Origin of the sequence: Clostridium sp. JS66, assembly GCF_033561535.1 — a bacterium.
Classification (GTDB): domain Bacteria; phylum Bacillota; class Clostridia; order Clostridiales; family Clostridiaceae; genus Clostridium_AM; species Clostridium_AM carboxidivorans.
The window spans coordinates 1,280,474-1,297,528 of the sequence record NZ_CP131467.1; the positions used below are offsets into that span (position 1 = coordinate 1,280,474).

Here is a 17,055-nt window from a genome sequence, read left to right on the forward strand (position 1 = left end):
TAAAATAAAAAAATTTTTGTAAAAAAAGCACAGGTACTAATCCTGTGCTAAAGTTAATTTATGATGTATATATATCAGAAAATTCTATACTTACTTTTTCAATATGACTTTTATTAAAGTTAATATTTTGTGTAGGTGCGTTATCGGTTTCCTTTATAGTAACAGGAAGTCTTATAACAAATTTGGTACCCTTTCCATAAGTGCTTTTAACTGAAATTTTTCCTCCATGCATTTCAACTAAGGATTTTACAAGAGATAATCCTATGCCACTTCCTGTATAGTTTCTTGCTGAAGCTCTATTTGCCTGACGAAATCTTTCAAAAATTATATCCAAATCATCTTCAGGTATGCCAATACCAGTATCTTCTACGCAAATAACAATATGATCGTTTTCATCAAACATGTTTATAAATATATGTCCACCTGGATTTGTAAATTTTATAGCATTAGATATTAAATTCAACATAATTCTTTCTATTTTATCAGGATCACAAGCCATAAATTTTTCTTCTGTATCTGTATCAAATGTAAGAGTTATAGATTTATTCTCTACATATTGAGCTACAGATAGTGTTATATCTTCAACTATATTAACTATATTGTAATTGCCAGTGCGAATTTCAAAATATCCACTATCGATTTTTGTTATATCTATTAAATTATTAATAAGTTTTAATAATCTTAAAGAATTTTGTTTTATGCTCTTAAAATATTTAAAAGACTTTTCTTCATTACAGTTTAAATTGTTAAAAGATTTCATAAGTTGAAGTGCACTTAGAATTATGTTTAATGGTGTTCTAAGGTCATGACTGATGTTGGTAAAAAAATCTGTCCTTAATTTGTCAATTTCTTGCATCTTACTTAAGTGTAATTTATCTTCTTTTATTTTTTTGATTAAGGTTTTAACAATAGAACATTCTTTATTTAATTCATATCTTACATTTTGCAGTACAGTACAATCTTCAAAGGTAAACATTATGCCATTTGATATTGAAGATTTATTTTCTAAAGCACTAATTTTTATATTACAGTATTTGTAATGTTTACTTGAAAAGAAATTGTTTACTGAAAGATTATCTAATATTATAGTTTCTTTAGTACTTGTAATGTTTTTGATTTTAATATTGATATCTTTAGTAAATACCTTGGGGAAAATCTGAAAAAAGTTTTTTCCTATAACAGTTTTATTGTATATGTTTGACATTTTTTCTAGTACGGAATTCCAAAGTATTATGTTAAATTTGATGTCTAAAATTATAACTCCTATAGGAACATTGTCTATAATTGTATTAATCATATTTTTATCATTAGAAAGATCTGTATTAACAATAAAATTATTATTAGAGTTATTTGAAAATAAACAAGAATAATCAGAACTTAACACAGTGAGAACTCCTTTCATTATTATTAAAATAAACTGTTGTATAATGATGCACTAATAACACATATTCTACAAAAGCATTTTAAATCCTCCTAAAATATATGCAAAATGTAAAATAAATATTAATTAATTTAATATTTTACAATTATTATACGTAATATAATAAGTTTTAAATTAATTGCATTAAGTTTTTATATATGATATATTTTGAGTATATGTAAAATAATTTGTAATAAGTAGGTGTAATAGTAATGGGAGACTGGCTTTTAAAGAAAGATGACTATGTACCTAAAGCTGACAAAGATAGTTTTATAGATAAAACTATAGTGGGACTTCTAAGTATTTTATCATTAATAAAGAGAAGCAACAAAGTTAGTAATAATTTTATGTACAAGCTTAATCCATCTATAAAATTGATTTTTACAATTATAAACATAATATTTTTGTCAATGTCTAAGAATCTTATGTACATATTAGTTGTGGATGTATATATGCTATTTACTTTGAGTTTATTAGACATAGAAGACATAAAAAAAATTTTAGCAGTAAGCATAGTGGTACCAATTTTTACATTTATTATGATTATACCTTCTATAATGATGGGAAATGTAAGAAATAGTATACTTCTTATCTTAAAAGTAATAGGTACTATATTAGCTATAAATATCTTATCTTATACTACTAAGTGGCATGACATAACAAAAGCACTTAAAAACTTCTTCATACCAGATATATTCATATTAGTGTTCGATATAACCATAAAATATATTTATATTCTTGGAGAATTTTCTCTAGAAATGATTTATGCTCTAAAGTTAAGATCTATAGGTGTAAATAGTGGTAAATACTCTTCTTTATCTAAAGTAATGGGAAATCTTTTCTTAAAATCAAAGGAATTAGGTGATGAAATGTATTCCGCCATGGAATGTAGAGGATTCACAGGAGAGTATGTGTCTTATTCAAGCTTTAGTTTTTCTTTTAAGGATTTTGCTTATGTTATAATAAATATAGTAATTATATTAATGTATTTTTATTTTGCTAGGATGTGATAAGGATGATTGAATTTAAAGATGTTTATTTTAAATACAAAAATGCAGATGTACTAAAAAATATAAATGTAAGTATTAAAGAAGGGGAAGCTGTAGCTTTAATAGGGCCTAATGGCAGTGGTAAATCCACATTTTTGAAAATTGTAAATGGAATAGAATTCGCAAAAAAAGGAAAATACTGTTTTAAGGGTGAAGAAATAAATAGCAAAAAGTTAGAAGATAATAAATTTTGCAAATTATTTCACAAAAGTGTAGGTTTTGTATTTCAAAATTCAGATGCACAACTTTTTTGTTCTAATGTGTATGATGAAATAGCATTTGGACCAAGGCAGATGGGTTTAAAGGAAGAAGAAGTGAATATGAGAGTTGAAGATTGCCTAAAGCTCTTAGATGTAGCGGATCTTAGAGAAAGAGAACCATATAATTTAAGTGGTGGGGAGAAAAAGAGGGTAGCTATAGCTAGTGTTTTAGCTTTAAATCCAGAGGTTTTAGTTTTAGATGAACCTATGAATGGTATAGATCCTAAAGGAAAAAGATTTTTGAAAGATCTTATGATAAAATTAAATTCCAGTGGTAAAACTATAATTTGTTCTACCCATGATTTTGAATATGTACAAGATGTATTTAAAAGGGCTTTAGTTTTCTCAGAAGAACATACTATTGTAAGAGATGATGATTATAATTCTGTGATCAATGATAACGATTTTTTAGTTCATTATAATATAAAGTAGAATTATTGACAGAGTAACTTAATTGTAATAAACTAAATTTATAAAAGAGAATATTGTAACTTCAGGTGCCTTTTAACAAGGTGAAAAGGGAATGCGGTTGAATTCCGCAGCAGCCCCCGCTACTGTAATTGAGGACAAACCTTTACTGGCCACTCTATATTAATATTGGAGGAAGGCAAAGGGGAGAATGATTCATAAGCCAGGAGACCTGCCTGATTAAAACATATGCTTTCGGAGGGAAAGGACTTTTAATATAGTACTTCCGGCATTTGCCGGTTTTTTATTTTGTAAAGAAAATTGTCTTAAAAGTCAAACAATATGCAATATGTTAAAAATATGGGGATATTGCATGGAGCACTTTTGGACAATTTTTTCGTTTATACAAATTTTGAGAGGGGAATGATTGGTATGGCTAAAATTATGATTCAAGGCACAGGATCATCAGTAGGAAAGAGTATACTAGTAACGGCACTTTGTAGAATTTTTACGCAGGATGGATATTCTGTATGTCCTTTTAAGTCGCAAAATATGTCTTTAAATTCATATATAACTCTAGATGGTAAGGAAATGGGGCGTGCACAAGTGCTTCAAGCCTATGCTGCAGGACTTCAACCAGAAGCATATATGAATCCTATACTTTTAAAGCCTACTTCTGATAAAAAATGTCAGATTATAGTTAATGGAAAAGTATATGGTAATAGTACTGCTATGGAATATCATAATATGAAATTACAATTTAGGGATATGCTTAAAGAGCAATTTGAAGAAATGGAAAAAAAGTTTGATATCATAGTTATGGAAGGAGCAGGTAGTCCTGCAGAAATAAATTTAAGAGATAGAGACATAGTAAATATGGGTATGGCAGAAATTGTAGATGCACCTGTTTTGTTAGCTGGGGATATAGATAAAGGAGGAGTATTTGCATCTTTAGCAGGAACCATGGTTCTATTTAATGAGGAAGAAAAGAAGAGAGTTAAGGGTACAATAATAAATAAATTTAGAGGCGATGTGGAAATATTAAAACCAGGACTTACTATGCTAGAAGATATAATAAAAATACCATGTCTAGGTGTAATTCCTTATTTTCATTTGGCATTAGAAGATGAAGATGGTGCAGTAGAGTTTAACAAGAGAGTGACAGCACCTATAGATATAGCTGTAATAAAGCTTCCACACATATCTAATTTTACAGACTTAGATTCCTTAAAGAGTGAAGAGGATGTATCAGTAAGATTTATAGAAACTGTTGAAGAATTTGGAAATCCAGATTTAGTTATAATTCCAGGAAGCAAGAATACTATTGAGGACTTACTTAAGCTTAGAAAATCCGGTATAGAAGCACACATAAAGGAATACAGCAAAGATGGTTTAGTTATAGGAATCTGTGGCGGATATCAAATGCTTGGAAAAATAATAAAAGATCCTTATGGTGTAGAAACAGAAGTTCCAGAGGTAGAAGCTATGGGTCTTTTGGATATAGATACTGTATTTGAGGAAGAAAAGGTCACTACAAGGGTAAAAGCAGAAAGTATAAGAGAGTTTGATGTATATAAGAATGAAGCTTCAACAGAAAAAAGAAAAATAGATGTATATGGCTATGAAATACATATGGGAATATGTACTTATGGTGAAAAAGCAAAACCTTTATTTGAAATCACAGATAAGAATGGAGAAGAGGTTTGTCTTCAGGATGGTGCTGTAAATAATGAAGAAAATGTTATAGGAAGTTATATACATGGAGTTTTTGATGGTGTAGATTTTAGAGAATATATTTTAAATAAAATAAGATCAAAAAAAGGTATGAAAACTAAAAAATCTTATGTATATGAAAATTTAAGAGAAAAAGAACTTGATAGACTTGCAGACATAGTTAGGCAAAATATGGATATAACAAGTATATATAATATTATGGGAATGAAGAAATAATGGGGTGATGTATTTTGATAGCATCTTTCATGGCAATGAATATATTAGATATAATTTTAGCTGTAATAATAGATTGGCTAATAGGCGATCCTAATTGGTTGCCGCATCCTATTATATATATAGGAAAACTTATAGGGTTTCTTGATAAAAAAGGAAGAAAACTATGTAAATCTAATGGAAGTATTAAAGCTTTTGGCGGACTTATTGTAATAATTGTAGCGGGTATAAGCTTTTTTATAACATTTGGTATTTTAAAGTTAGCAAGTTCACTGCCTTGGTTATTTCATATTGTTAATGTGTTGATAATATGGACTACATTGGCAGCAAAATGTTTAAGTAAAGAAGCTAAAAAGGTCTATCATGCATTGAAGGATAAAGATATAGAGAAAGCTCGATTAATGCTTTCATATATAGTTGGAAGAGATACAACACAGCTTGGTGATAATGAGATAATAAGAGCTGATGTTGAAACAGTGGCTGAAAATGCTTCAGATGGGGTTATTGCACCATTATTTTATGCAATAATTGGAGGAGCACCTTTGGCAATGATGTATAAAGCTATAAATACCATGGATTCAATGCTTGGATATATGAATGAAAAATATAGATATATAGGATTTTTTCCAGCTAAGGTAGATGATGTTTTCAATTTTATTCCTGCAAGAATAACTGGAATACTTATATGTTTAAGTTCTTTTGTAGTTAAAGGCAATGCTATAGAAAGCTTTTGTATAATGGTTAGAGATAGAAAAAATCATAAAAGTCCAAATTGTGCCTATCCAGAAGCAGCTGCTGCAGGAGCTATGAAGGTACAGCTAGGTGGAACTAATGTATATTTTGGAGAAGTAGTTTATAAGCCTACAATAGGAGATAAGAAAAAGACATTGAGTTTTGAACATATAAATGAGTCTATAAAGCTTATGTATGCTGCTGAAATTTTTATGATAATTATATATGTAGTATTTATGTTTGTAATTATTAAGAAGTAAATATGTTTTATTAAAAAGGATTTAGGAAGTGATTGATATGGAACATGGAGGAGATATATATACAGAAGGAATTTTAAAGGGAAGAGAAATTTTAGATTTTAGTTCTAATATAAATCCATTAGGAGTTCCGAAAAGCTTTACAGATCATATAGATGAAGCTATAAAAGCTGTAGAAAAGTATCCAGATGCTGAATATAGAAGCTTAAAAAAGTGCATTAAGGAATATTTAGATTTTAGTGTGGATTATTTTAAACCTGGAGTTTATGATAAAAAAAGTGAATTTTTTATATCTGAAAAGGATATAATTCTTGGCAATGGTGCAGCAGAAATTATAGATTTGTCCATAAGCTGTTTTAAAAAGGTTTGTGTAGCAGTTCCTTCCTTTATAGAATATGAGAAAAATGCTTTGAAGTGGGGATGTGACATAATATATTCTACCATGAAAAAGGATATGACTTATGATTATGAAGATATATTATTGCAAACACAAAAGTCAGATGTACTTATCATAGGGAACCCTAATAATCCTAATGGGGGAATAATAGATAAGGATAAATTTAAAAAAATATTAGATTTTTGCGAAGAAAATAATAAAACAATTATAATAGATGAAGCTTTTATAGAATTTACAGGGAAAAATAATTTTAGCTTTTTAGAGAAAATGAAAAATTATAAATGTATACTTATAATTAGAGCTTTAACTAAATTCTTTGCTTTGCCTGGCATCAGAATAGGATATGGAATAAGCAAAAATGAGGAACTTATAGATAAAATTAAAATTAAACAAAATCCCTGGAATGTAAATTGTTTTGCAGAAATTGCAGCAAAATATGTTTTAAAGGATAGAAATTATATAGAAGATTCATTAAAATGGATTGATGAAGAGAGAAAATATATGATTTCAAATTTGAAAAAAGTAGGTTTAATAGAAGAAGTGTATAATACCTATTCTAATTTTGTATTATGTAAGCTTAAAAGTTTACATTGTGATGAATTGTATAAAATATGTTTAGATAAAGGAATTGCAATTAGAAAATGTGATAACTTTAAAACCTTAAATGATAAATATATTAGGCTAGCTATTAAAAATAGGGAAATTAATAATAAAATTATAAAGCTTTTAAATTCATTAAGTTAAGTTTTTGTACGGTTGCTACCAATGGTAGTGGTAGTGAATTATTTTGGGAGATGGTAATAATGATACAACTTATAGGTTTAAAAAGGGATGTAAAATTAGAAGTAAGAGAAAAATTTTCTGTAATACAAAAACGTTGTGAAAAGTTCACAAAGAGTTTAAAAGAAGTTTGTGATGAAGTTGTGGTAATAAGTACTTGTAACAGAACTGAAATATATTTTAATGCTAAAGATCATGATGATGCCATGGTAAATAAGGTTTTTGATATATTAGGTTGGGATAAAAATTTGAAAAACTATACTTTTCATTATAAGAGCAATGAAGTAATTAGGCATTTAATGGATGTGGTATGTGGATTCAATTCCTTGATTTTAGGAGAAGATCAAATTTTAGCTCAAGTTAAGGAAGCTTATGAAATTGCTTTGAATTCAAAAACTGTACATAGAGATTTGCAGAGGCTTTTTCAAACTGCAGTGACTTGTGGAAAAGAGTTTAGAACCAAGTCAAGTCTTTATAAAATACCTGTATCTTCATCATCCATAGCAGTTAATGAAAGTAGAAAACGTGGAATAAAAAGATTTATGCTGTTAGGTTTTGGTGAAGTTGGACAGCTTGCGGCAAAATATATTTTATCTGCAGGTTTTGAGGTGCTATATATAGCAGTAAGAAATCCGAAGGTTGTAGATATAGAAGATCCTAGAGTGAAAGTTATAAATTTTGATGAAAGAGTAGAAAATTATAATGATGTGGATTGTATAATATCATGTACTTCAGCACCTCACTGTGTAGTAAGAAAGAATAACTTACCAGAAAAAACTATGACTATATTTGATTTAGCTGTGCCTAGAGATGTAGAAGAAGAAGTTTGCAGTATGGAAAATGTAACAGTATACAATATTGACAAGGTAAGTTCCATAGATGATGAAAATAGAAAAAAAAGAAAAGATATAATGATTAAAAATAGATGTATAGTTGATAAATATATTAAAGAGTTTATGGATTGGCAGAAAATACAGAGTATTTCTGGAGAAATAGTAAATCTTAAAAAGTGTGGAGAAAAGGTATATAAAAAGAGATATAAAACCTTCAAAAATAAAAGGCATACCAAGGATAACGAAAAATTGGCTGAAGTACTATTTAAAAGTACATCAGATGCTTTTATCAATAGAGCCATAGATGTACTAAAAGAGGAACAACTGAAGGGAAGTGCTGAGGATTGTATGAAAATAATAAAGAAGATATTTTATGTGGCGGAATAGAATATACAATGCTTTCACTTATATCCAATAAGATAAAAGTACTTATTGTTGGAGGAGGAAATGCAGCTCTTACAAAGGCTAAAACTTTTGTGAAAAAAGGATGTTTAGTTTCAGTAGTTTCTAGGGAGTTCAATGATGGGTTTAAGGAGTTAAAAGATTATAGTAATTTGAAAATTATAAAATCAGAATATAAAAAAGAGTATATAGAATGTAATCATTTGGTTATAATTGCTACTAGTTCAAAAAAGATAAATTCGGAAATAAGATTACATTGCACAGAAAGTTACAAACTATATATAGATTGCACATCTTCAGAGGATGGAATGTGCGTTACACCCTGCCAAAGGAATACAAAAAATATTTTTTTAGGAGTTAATACTTTTAGTGGAAATCCTAGAGCATCTGTATATTTGGCGGAAAAGATAAAAGATTATGCAGCTAAATATGATAAGTTTATTGAATTTACATCAGATTTGAGAAAAAGGTTAAAAAATAGCATTATAAAGAAGGAAATAATGAAATTTGTATGTTCTGAAGATTTTTATTTCTTTTATGAAAAAGGAAAAGGGGATATAGTACTAAAGATGTTTTATATGGATGAACATATTGATAATAGGATGGTGATTGATTTTGAAACTAAAAATTGCAACTCGTAGAAGTCAGCTTGCACAAGTGCAGACAGAAAATATAATGAAAATGTTAAAGGAAAATCATGATGTTGAGGCTGAAAAGCTTTTAGTAGAGACTACAGGAGATAAAATATTAGATGTATCTTTAAGTAAAATTGGTGGAAAAGGTCTTTTTATAAAGGAAATAGAAGTAGCACTATTAGAGGATAAAGCAGATGCTGCAGTACATAGTATGAAAGATGTGCCTTTTGATGTTCCGGATATGTTTGATATAGTGTCTATACCTCCAAGAGAAGATGTTAGAGATGCATTTGTTTCTATGAACGGTGTACATTTTAAAGAATTAAAAAAAGGAGCGAAAATTGGAACTAGCAGCAATAGAAGAGCTGCACAGGTTAAACTTTTAAGACCTGATTTAGAAATAGTTCCTATAAGGGGTAATGTGCAAACTAGGATATCTAAAATAGAAAAAGAGAATTTAGATGGAATAATATTAGCAGCAGCAGGTCTTAAAAGAATGAATATGGAAAATATTATAACGGATTATTTTGATGTTAATGAGATGGTGCCAGCAGTAGGTCAGGGAGCTTTAGGAATAGAGACAAAAAAGAACAGTGCAAATGAAGATATATTTAAAAGAATGGAAGATGAGAACACAAGAATATGTGTTGAAGCTGAAAGAAGTTTTATGAGAACTTTAAATGGAGATTGTCATTCAACTATAGGAGCTTATGCACAAATAAACGAAAATACTATAAGTATTATAGGAATATTTCAAGTTGGAGATAATCTTATAAAAAGAGAGATATCTGGCAATAAAGAAGATTACATGGAATTAGGATATAAATTAGCTAAAAAAATTATAGAAGCATAATGCAGAAAGGGATGAGAATTAAATGGGAAAGGTTTATCTTATAGGAGCAGGGCCAGGAGACGAAGAACTTATAACTCTAAAAGCTGTAAGGAAGTTAAAACAGTGTACAGCTGTAATGTATGACAGACTTGCAGGAATAGGTATTTTAAAATATTTAAATTCAAATTGTAAAGTATATTATTGTGGAAAAGAGCCAGGATGTCACTATAAAACTCAAGATGAAATTAATAATATGCTAGTAGAATTAGCTAAACAGGGACATATTGTTGGAAGAATAAAAGGTGGCGATCCGTACATATTTGGAAGAGGAGGAGAAGAAGCCTTAAGGCTTATAGATGAAGGAATAGACTTTGAAGTTATTCCAGGAATTACATCTCCTATTTCTGTACTTAACTATGGAGGAATACCTGTAACTCATAGAAAGATAGCACAAGGGTTTCATGTGTTTACTGGAAAAAGTGCAGAAAAATTAAATATCAATTGGAATGCTGCAGCAAATGTTGGAGGAACACTTATATTTTTAATGGGATTTGAAAATTTGGGTGTTATTTCAAAAAAACTTATGGAAAATGGAATGAGCGAAGCTACTCCTTGTGCAGTAGTTATGAGAGGAACTACTGCTAAACAAAAAAAGGTAATTGGAACTTTAAAGGATATAGAAGAAAAAGCTTTAAAAGCAGAACTGCATTCACCATCTATAATAGTGGTGGGACAAGTTGTACAATTTAATGATAAATTAAATTGGTATGAAAAAAAGCCGCTATTTGGTGAAAACATATGTATCACTAGAACTAAAGAGCAGGCAAAAGAAATAAGAGAAAAGTTAATAGATTTGGGAGCTCAGGTTACGGAAATAAACTCTATAGAGATAAAATATAATGAAGAAGCAATGGGACAATATATAGATAAATTGAATTCTTATGACTACATAGTATTTACTAGTGTAAATGGTGTAAATAGTTTCTTTAAGTATTTAAATAACAATGATTATGATATAAGAAAAATAAAAGCAGTCTTTGCTGCTATAGGACCTGCCACTGAAAAAGCTATAAAGCATAGAGGAATTATTCCTAAAATCATTGCAGAAAAGTTTGTAGCAGAAAGCTTATTTGAAAAAATGAAAAACTTTATAAAATCTGGAGATAAAATATTTTTACCAAGAGCTAAAAATGCAAGACCTTATTTAGCAGAAGTGTTAAGAGAAAATGGATGTACTGTGGATGAGTGTCATGTTTATGAAACAGTATTAGGAACACTGCCTAGTGAAAGATGTTTTGATGATGTAGATACAGTAGTATTTACAAGTCCTAGCACTGTAAATAATATGATAGAATTAGTTGGAGTAGATAGTATAAAACAAAAAAGAGTAGTTTCCATAGGACCAATCACAGGTAATGCATTAGAAAAACAGGGCATAAAATATGAAGTTTGTGATGAGTATACTACAGAAGGAGTAATTAAGAAGTTGCTAGATAAGAGTAATAGTTAAAAGTTCAACTGTGGTAATATAAAAATATTGTGACACAATATTTTTGAGAGGACAGAGGACAATTGTCCTCTCAAAAAGGTTGCTTACTATGTGAAATAAAATGTAATAATAATAAAAAATATTTATTAATATAAAAAAATAATTTATAAAGGGGAAATGACGAAATGTTTAGAAGACATAGAAGATTAAGAGAAAATGAAGTTATAAGAGGAATGGTAAGAGAAACATACCTTCACACAAGCGATTTTATATATCCATTATTTGTAGTAGAAGGAACAAATAAAAAAGAGGAAATTTCATCTTTACCAGGCAATTATCATTTTTCTATAGATAGATTGCATGAAATAGTGGATGAAATGAAGGAAGTTGGAGTTAAAAGTGTACTATTATTTGGAATTCCAGATCATAAAGATGAATGTGGAAGTGGAGCTTATGATGAAGATGGAATAATTCAAAAGGCTATAAGAAAAATAAAAGAATTGGATCCAGAAATGTTTGTTATAACAGATGTTTGTATGTGTGAATATACAAGTCATGGTCATTGTGGAATAATTCATGATCATCAAGTAGATAATGATGAAACTTTAAATTACATAGCTAAAATAGCAGTATCTCATGCAAAAGCAGGAGCAGATATGATAGCACCTTCAGATATGATGGATGGAAGAGTACTTGCTATAAGAGAAGCATTAGATGAAAATGGCTTTAAAAATATATCTATAATGGCGTATAGTGCTAAATACTGTTCAGCATTTTATGGACCATTTAGAGAAGCAGCAGATTCAGCACCACAGTTTGGTAACAGAAAGGGTTATCAAATGGATCCAGCAAATGTAAGAGAAGCTATGCTTGAAATAGAAGATGATATAGATGAAGGTGCAGATATTATAATGGTTAAGCCAGCTATGCCTTATTTAGATGTAATAAGATTGGCAAGAGACAGATATGATTTTCCAATAGCAGCTTATAATGTAAGTGGTGAATTTGCTATGGTTAAAGCAGCAGCTAAAGCAGGACTTATAGATGAAAAAGCAGTAGCACTTGAAATGTTAACATCTATAAAAAGAGCAGGAGCAAAAATGATTATTACATATTATGCACTAGAGGCAGCTAAATGGATTAGGGAGGAAAAATAATAATGAGAAATTCAGATATATTTAATGAATCAAAAAAATATATGCCAGGAGGAGTAAACAGTCCTGTTAGAGCATATGTAGGATTAACTATTGATCCTCCAATTATAAAAAAAGGTTCTGGAGCTTATATTTATGATGAAGATGGAAATAAATATGTTGATTTTATAAATGCTTGGGGTCCTATGATACTTGGACATCAGGATGAGGATGTAGTGAAAGCTATAAAAGAAACAGCAGAAAACGAAATTGCATTTGGTACGCAAACAGAACTTGAATTAAAATTAGCAAAGCATATATGTACTACTGTAGATAATGTAGAAATGATAAGAATGGTTAACTCAGGAACAGAAGCAACTATGAGTGCCGTAAAATTGGCTAGAGGATGCACAAAAAGGGATAAAATAATAAAATTTGCAGGATGTTATCATGGACATTTTGATGGATTTTTAGTTCAGGCAGGTTCAGGAGTTATGACTTCAAATATTCCAGGATCACCTGGAGTTCCAGAAGGAAGCATAGCAAATACTCTAGTTGCTAAATATAATGATTTGGATAGTGTTAAAGAACTTTTTGAAAAACAAGGAGAACAAATAGCAGCAATTATTATAGAAGTAGTAGCAGGTAATATGGGAGTTGTACCAGCTAAAAAGGAATTTTTACAAGGTATAAGAGACCTATGTACTAAATATGGAGCTATATTAATATTTGATGAAGTTATGACAGGCTTCAGAGTTGCATATAAAGGAGCTCAGAGTCTTTATGGTGTAAAACCTGATTTGGTAACATTCGCTAAAATAATGGGCGGTGGACTTCCTTGTGGAGCTTATGGTGGAAGAAGAGACTTAATGGAACAATTGACACCATTAGGACCAGTTTATCAAGCAGGAACAATGTCTGGAAACCCAATAGTTATGGCAGCAGGTTTAGCATCAGTTACAAAGCTTTATAACAACTTATCGTATTATGATCAGATGGATAAAATAGGAGAAGGAATTCAAAAAGCAGCTGAGGAAATAGGAAAAGAAAAAGGACTTCCTATAGTTGTTAATAGAGCTAGAACTATGATGACTATATTCTTCAATGAAGGTGGCAAGGTTACAAATTATGATGAGGCTAAAAAATCTGATGTTAAGCTTTATGGAAGATTCTTTGAACATATGTTAAAGGGCGGAATAATGATGGCACCATCTCAATTTGAAGGCATGTTTATATGTGTAAAACATACAAAGGAACATGTAGAAAAATTTGCTGAATTAATGAGAAAATTCTAAGATAGAATATAAAAATATTGCGAAGCTTTGCTTCGCAATATCATTAAAGTGTGAAATTTAATAAATAGGGGGTGAAGTGCTTGAAAAGTATAGTAATATCCTCTAACAGTAGTGGTGGAGGAAAAACCACAATAACTTTAGGAATTATGAAGGCTCTTATGAAAAAGGGATTTGATGTACAAGGATATAAGGTAGGTCCAGATTACATTGACCCAGCTTTTCACAGCTATATAACAAGAAAACCTTCTAGAAATTTAGATTTATTTTTAATGGGCGAAGAAGGTGTAAAAGCTGCTTTTTCTAGAGGAAAAGGAGATATAGGTATAGTAGAAGGGGTTATGGGACTTTATGATGGTAAGGGAATAGATTCAAAATATTCTACAGCACATGTGGCTAGAGTTCTAAATCTTCCTGTATTACTGGTTATAACACCTAAGGCTCAAAGTGCTACTTTATGTGCGGAAATAAATGGCATACTTAATTTTGAAAAGGTAAATGCAGCAGGTATTATATTCAATAATATAAGTGAAAGTTACTATAAATTGTTAAAAGCTGCAGTAGAAAAGAATTGTAATATTAAGGTCTTGGGATATGTTCCTAAGGATGAAAGGCTGTCATTAAAAAGCAGGCATTTAGGACTTGTACAAAGTAGTGAAGTAGAAGATTTAAATGAAAAGATAGATTTATGCAGTGATTTAATATTAAAATATGTTAACCTACAAGAACTTTTAACTTGTTTAAAAGAAACAGAAAATTATGAAGATAACTATCATTTAATAAATAGGGGAAAAAAGATATCAATTGCTTATGATAAGGCTTTTAGTTTTTATTATACTGAAAATATAGAACTCTTAAAAGAAATAGGAGAAGTTACTTTCTTTAGTCCTATAAAAGATAAAAAAGTACCTGAGCATACAGAGTTTTTATATCTTGGTGGAGGATATCCAGAGGTTTTTATTAAAGAATTGAGTGAAAATAAATCTATGCTCTCAAGTATAAAAGAGCTACTTCAAAAAGGCATAAATTGTTATGCTGAATGTGGAGGATTAATGTATCTCACAGATGGAATACAGGTAATGGATAATAGTGAATATTTTAAAACTGTAGGCTTTTTAAACGGTAAGGCTTATATGACTAAAAAGCTTCAAAACTTTGGATATGCAGAGCTTGAAGTTAAAGAAAAAAATAATCTTATTAATATAGGAACAAAGGTTAATTGCCATGAATTTCATAAGTCTTATGTTGATTTAAAAGAAAATAAAATATGTACTTTAACAAAAGAAGTTTATGATGGATCGTTAAAAAAATGGCAGTGTGGTTATTCCAAAGTAAATACAATGGGTGCTTATGGACATGTACACTTTTTTGGCAATTTAAACATGCTTAAACAGCTTGTTAAGTAAAAAATACAAGGGGGAAGAATAGTGGGATTATTAGAAGAAACATTGAAAGCAATTAATCCATCAAATAAAGAAGCTATAAAGTCAGCTTGGGATAGATTAGACAATCTTACAAAACCTATAGGAAGCTTAGGAGAACTAGAAGAAATAGCTGCAAAAATGGCTGGTATTACAGGGAAAGTATATAATAAAATAAACAAAAAAAATATAGTAATAATGTGTGCAGATAATGGTGTTTGTGAAGAAGGAGTAAGCTGTTGTGATCAAAGTGCTACTGCAACTGTTACTAATAATTTTACTAGAGGTATAACAGGAGTATGCGTTTTGGCTAAATATGCTAAATCAGATATAACTGTTGTAGATGTTGGAGTTAAGGAAGACTTTAACAATCCTAAAATAGTAAACAAAAAAGTAGTATATGGTACTAAAAATATGGCTAAGGAAGCTGCAATGACTAGGGAAGAAGCTGTAAAAGCTGTAGAAGCAGGAATAGAAGTTGTAGATAAGTTAGTTAAAGAAGGCTATGATTTGTTTGGCACAGGAGAAATGGGGATAGGAAATACTAGTACTAGTGCAGCAGTTTTGAGTGTGTTAACAGAGCTTTCAGTAGATGTTGTGGCTGGAAAAGGTTCGGGACTTACTGAAGAACAATTTGAAAATAAAAAAAGAGTTATACAGAAAGCTATAGAAGTAAACAAACCTGATAAAAATGACATTATAGATGTAATTTCTAAAATAGGAGGTTTGGATATAGCGGGAATTTGTGGCTGCTTTTTAGGAGCAGCAAAAAATAGAGTGCCTATAGTAATAGATGGTTTAATATCTTCAGCAGCAGCACTTTGTGCATATAGATTAAATAACAGTGTCATAGATTTTATATTTCCTTCACATCTTTCAGCAGAACCTGGAGCAGTTTATATGATGAAAGAACTTAATTTAAAACCAATGCTTAATTTAGGAATGAGATTGGGAGAAGGTTCTGGTTGTCCTCTTGCATTTAACGTTATAGAAGCAGCTCTCGAAGCTATGAATAATATGGCCACATTCCAAGAAGCAGCACTAAATAGTGAGTGTTATGTGGATATTAGAGAAAAGTAGTTTCGCAATATGTTTAAATTATAGATATATCAATAAAAGCAGAATGGAGAATGAATTATGGATTATATAAAAATTCCTATGGATATAGAAGAAAGAAGTTTTGAAATAATTGGAGAAGAAATGGGACCCCACAATTTTTCTGATAGGGAACTTAAAATAGTAAAAAGAGTTATACATACCACAGCGGATTTTCAATATAAGGATTTAATTTATATAAGAGAAGGTGCTATAGATAGTGCACTGGAAATTCTAAAAAAAGGCACTACAATTTATACGGATACTAATATGGCTGCATCAGGTATAAATAAAAATGCATTAAAAAAGCTTAATAGCAAAGTAGAATGTTTTGTAGCAAGGGAAGATGTAGCACAAATTGCCAAGGATAGAGGAATAACTCGTTCTATGGCAGCAGTTGAGAAGGCTGTAGATGAAGGGGTAGAATTCTTCGTTTTTGGAAATGCACCTACAGCATTATTTAAGCTTATAGAGCTTACAAATCAAGGAAAGGCAAACCCTAAATTTATAATAGGAGCTCCTGTAGGTTTTGTAGGAGCTGCAGAATCTAAAGAAGAAATAGAGAAACTGGATGTTCCAATGATAACTATAAGAGGAAGAAAAGGCGGAAGCGGTATAGCAGCCTGTATAGTAAATGCACTTATGTATATGATAGCTAGATAGTATCATATAA

General features: G+C 29.9%; 15 protein-coding genes and 1 riboswitch. Of the genes, 14 read left to right on the forward strand and 1 reads right to left on the reverse strand.

What is annotated here, in order from left to right; all coding sequences use genetic code 11:
- Positions 1-58: 58 nt before the first annotated feature.
- A complete protein-coding gene (locus Q6H37_RS06105; RefSeq protein ID WP_318740042.1) occupies positions 59-1,384 on the reverse strand; it encodes an ATP-binding protein in 1,326 nt (441 codons plus the stop codon).
- 248 nt (positions 1,385-1,632) lie between these two features.
- Here Q6H37_RS06105 and Q6H37_RS06110 point away from each other — a divergent pair, with 248 nt between their 5' ends.
- The 14 genes from Q6H37_RS06110 to Q6H37_RS06175 all read left to right on the forward strand — a co-directional run bounded on the left by Q6H37_RS06110 (position 1,633) and on the right by Q6H37_RS06175 (position 17,045).
- Positions 1,633-2,430: an energy-coupling factor transporter transmembrane component T gene (locus Q6H37_RS06110; protein ID WP_318740044.1), complete on the forward strand. Its 798-nt coding sequence runs from the start codon at positions 1,633-1,635 to the stop codon at positions 2,428-2,430.
- Positions 2,431-2,435: 5 nt separating this feature from the next.
- Complete coding sequence (locus Q6H37_RS06115; RefSeq protein WP_318740046.1) at positions 2,436-3,161, forward strand: ABC transporter ATP-binding protein; 726 nt, start codon at positions 2,436-2,438, stop codon at positions 3,159-3,161.
- 46 nt (positions 3,162-3,207) lie between these two features.
- Positions 3,208-3,392: riboswitch (cobalamin riboswitch) on the forward strand.
- A 177-nt stretch (positions 3,393-3,569) separates the two neighbouring features.
- Positions 3,570-5,087 carry a cobyric acid synthase gene (locus Q6H37_RS06120; protein ID WP_318740048.1) on the forward strand — a complete coding sequence of 506 codons (1,518 nt, stop codon included), beginning with the start codon at positions 3,570-3,572 and terminating at the stop codon, positions 5,085-5,087.
- Positions 5,088-5,116: 29 nt separating this feature from the next.
- Complete coding sequence (gene cbiB, locus Q6H37_RS06125; RefSeq protein ID WP_318742926.1) at positions 5,117-6,076, forward strand: adenosylcobinamide-phosphate synthase CbiB; 960 nt, start codon at positions 5,117-5,119, stop codon at positions 6,074-6,076.
- A gap of 37 nt (positions 6,077-6,113) precedes the next feature.
- Entirely contained in the window at positions 6,114-7,214 is a 1,101-nt protein-coding gene (locus tag Q6H37_RS06130) for a histidinol-phosphate transaminase (protein WP_318740050.1), read from the forward strand.
- 59 nt (positions 7,215-7,273) lie between these two features.
- Positions 7,274-8,470 carry a glutamyl-tRNA reductase gene (gene hemA / locus Q6H37_RS06135; protein ID WP_318740052.1) on the forward strand — a complete coding sequence of 399 codons (1,197 nt, stop codon included), beginning with the start codon at positions 7,274-7,276 and terminating at the stop codon, positions 8,468-8,470.
- On the forward strand, positions 8,428-9,126 hold the full coding sequence (locus Q6H37_RS06140) for an NAD(P)-dependent oxidoreductase (protein WP_318740054.1): 699 nt from the start codon (positions 8,428-8,430) through the stop codon (positions 9,124-9,126). Before hemA ends, Q6H37_RS06140 begins: the two co-directional genes overlap by 43 nt.
- Positions 9,101-9,973 (forward strand): hydroxymethylbilane synthase, encoded by an 873-nt coding sequence (gene hemC / locus Q6H37_RS06145; RefSeq protein ID WP_318740056.1) that lies wholly within the window; start codon positions 9,101-9,103, stop codon positions 9,971-9,973. The genes Q6H37_RS06140 and hemC overlap by 26 nt, the downstream gene beginning before the upstream one ends.
- A 22-nt stretch (positions 9,974-9,995) precedes the next feature.
- On the forward strand, positions 9,996-11,462 hold the full coding sequence (gene cobA, locus Q6H37_RS06150) for a uroporphyrinogen-III C-methyltransferase (RefSeq protein WP_318740058.1): 1,467 nt from the start codon (positions 9,996-9,998) through the stop codon (positions 11,460-11,462).
- Between the two features lie 164 nt (positions 11,463-11,626).
- On the forward strand, positions 11,627-12,598 hold the full coding sequence (gene hemB, locus Q6H37_RS06155) for a porphobilinogen synthase (RefSeq protein ID WP_318740061.1): 972 nt from the start codon (positions 11,627-11,629) through the stop codon (positions 12,596-12,598).
- A 2-nt stretch (positions 12,599-12,600) separates the two neighbouring features.
- Positions 12,601-13,869: a glutamate-1-semialdehyde 2,1-aminomutase gene (gene hemL, locus Q6H37_RS06160; RefSeq protein ID WP_318740063.1), complete on the forward strand. Its 1,269-nt coding sequence runs from the start codon at positions 12,601-12,603 to the stop codon at positions 13,867-13,869.
- An 80-nt stretch (positions 13,870-13,949) separates the two neighbouring features.
- Positions 13,950-15,272: a cobyrinate a,c-diamide synthase gene (locus tag Q6H37_RS06165; RefSeq protein ID WP_318740065.1), complete on the forward strand. Its 1,323-nt coding sequence runs from the start codon at positions 13,950-13,952 to the stop codon at positions 15,270-15,272.
- Between the two features lie 21 nt (positions 15,273-15,293).
- A complete protein-coding gene (gene cobT / locus Q6H37_RS06170) occupies positions 15,294-16,367 on the forward strand; it encodes a nicotinate-nucleotide--dimethylbenzimidazole phosphoribosyltransferase (protein ID WP_318740067.1) in 1,074 nt (357 codons plus the stop codon).
- Between the two features lie 54 nt (positions 16,368-16,421).
- The gene (locus Q6H37_RS06175; protein ID WP_318742928.1) at positions 16,422-17,045 is read left to right on the forward strand and encodes a precorrin-8X methylmutase; all 624 of its coding nucleotides are present in this window, start codon (positions 16,422-16,424) and stop codon (positions 17,043-17,045) included.
- Positions 17,046-17,055: the final 10 nt, after the last annotated feature.

What these genes read in the sequence shown, in the direction of transcription:
- Q6H37_RS06110 (WP_318740044.1), top strand. Translation starts at nt 1,633, where the DNA reads ATGGGAGACTGGCTTTTAAAGAAAGATGACTATGTACCTAAAGCTGAC.
- Q6H37_RS06115 (WP_318740046.1), top strand. Translation starts at nt 2,436, where the DNA reads ATGATTGAATTTAAAGATGTTTATTTTAAATACAAAAATGCAGATGTA.
- Q6H37_RS06120 (WP_318740048.1), top strand. Translation starts at nt 3,570, where the DNA reads ATGGCTAAAATTATGATTCAAGGCACAGGATCATCAGTAGGAAAGAGT.
- cbiB (WP_318742926.1), top strand. Translation starts at nt 5,117, where the DNA reads ATGGCAATGAATATATTAGATATAATTTTAGCTGTAATAATAGATTGG.
- Q6H37_RS06130 (WP_318740050.1), top strand. Translation starts at nt 6,114, where the DNA reads ATGGAACATGGAGGAGATATATATACAGAAGGAATTTTAAAGGGAAGA.
- hemA (WP_318740052.1), top strand. Translation starts at nt 7,274, where the DNA reads ATGATACAACTTATAGGTTTAAAAAGGGATGTAAAATTAGAAGTAAGA.
- cobA (WP_318740058.1), top strand. Translation starts at nt 9,996, where the DNA reads ATGGGAAAGGTTTATCTTATAGGAGCAGGGCCAGGAGACGAAGAACTT.
- hemB (WP_318740061.1), top strand. Translation starts at nt 11,627, where the DNA reads ATGTTTAGAAGACATAGAAGATTAAGAGAAAATGAAGTTATAAGAGGA.
- hemL (WP_318740063.1), top strand. Translation starts at nt 12,601, where the DNA reads ATGAGAAATTCAGATATATTTAATGAATCAAAAAAATATATGCCAGGA.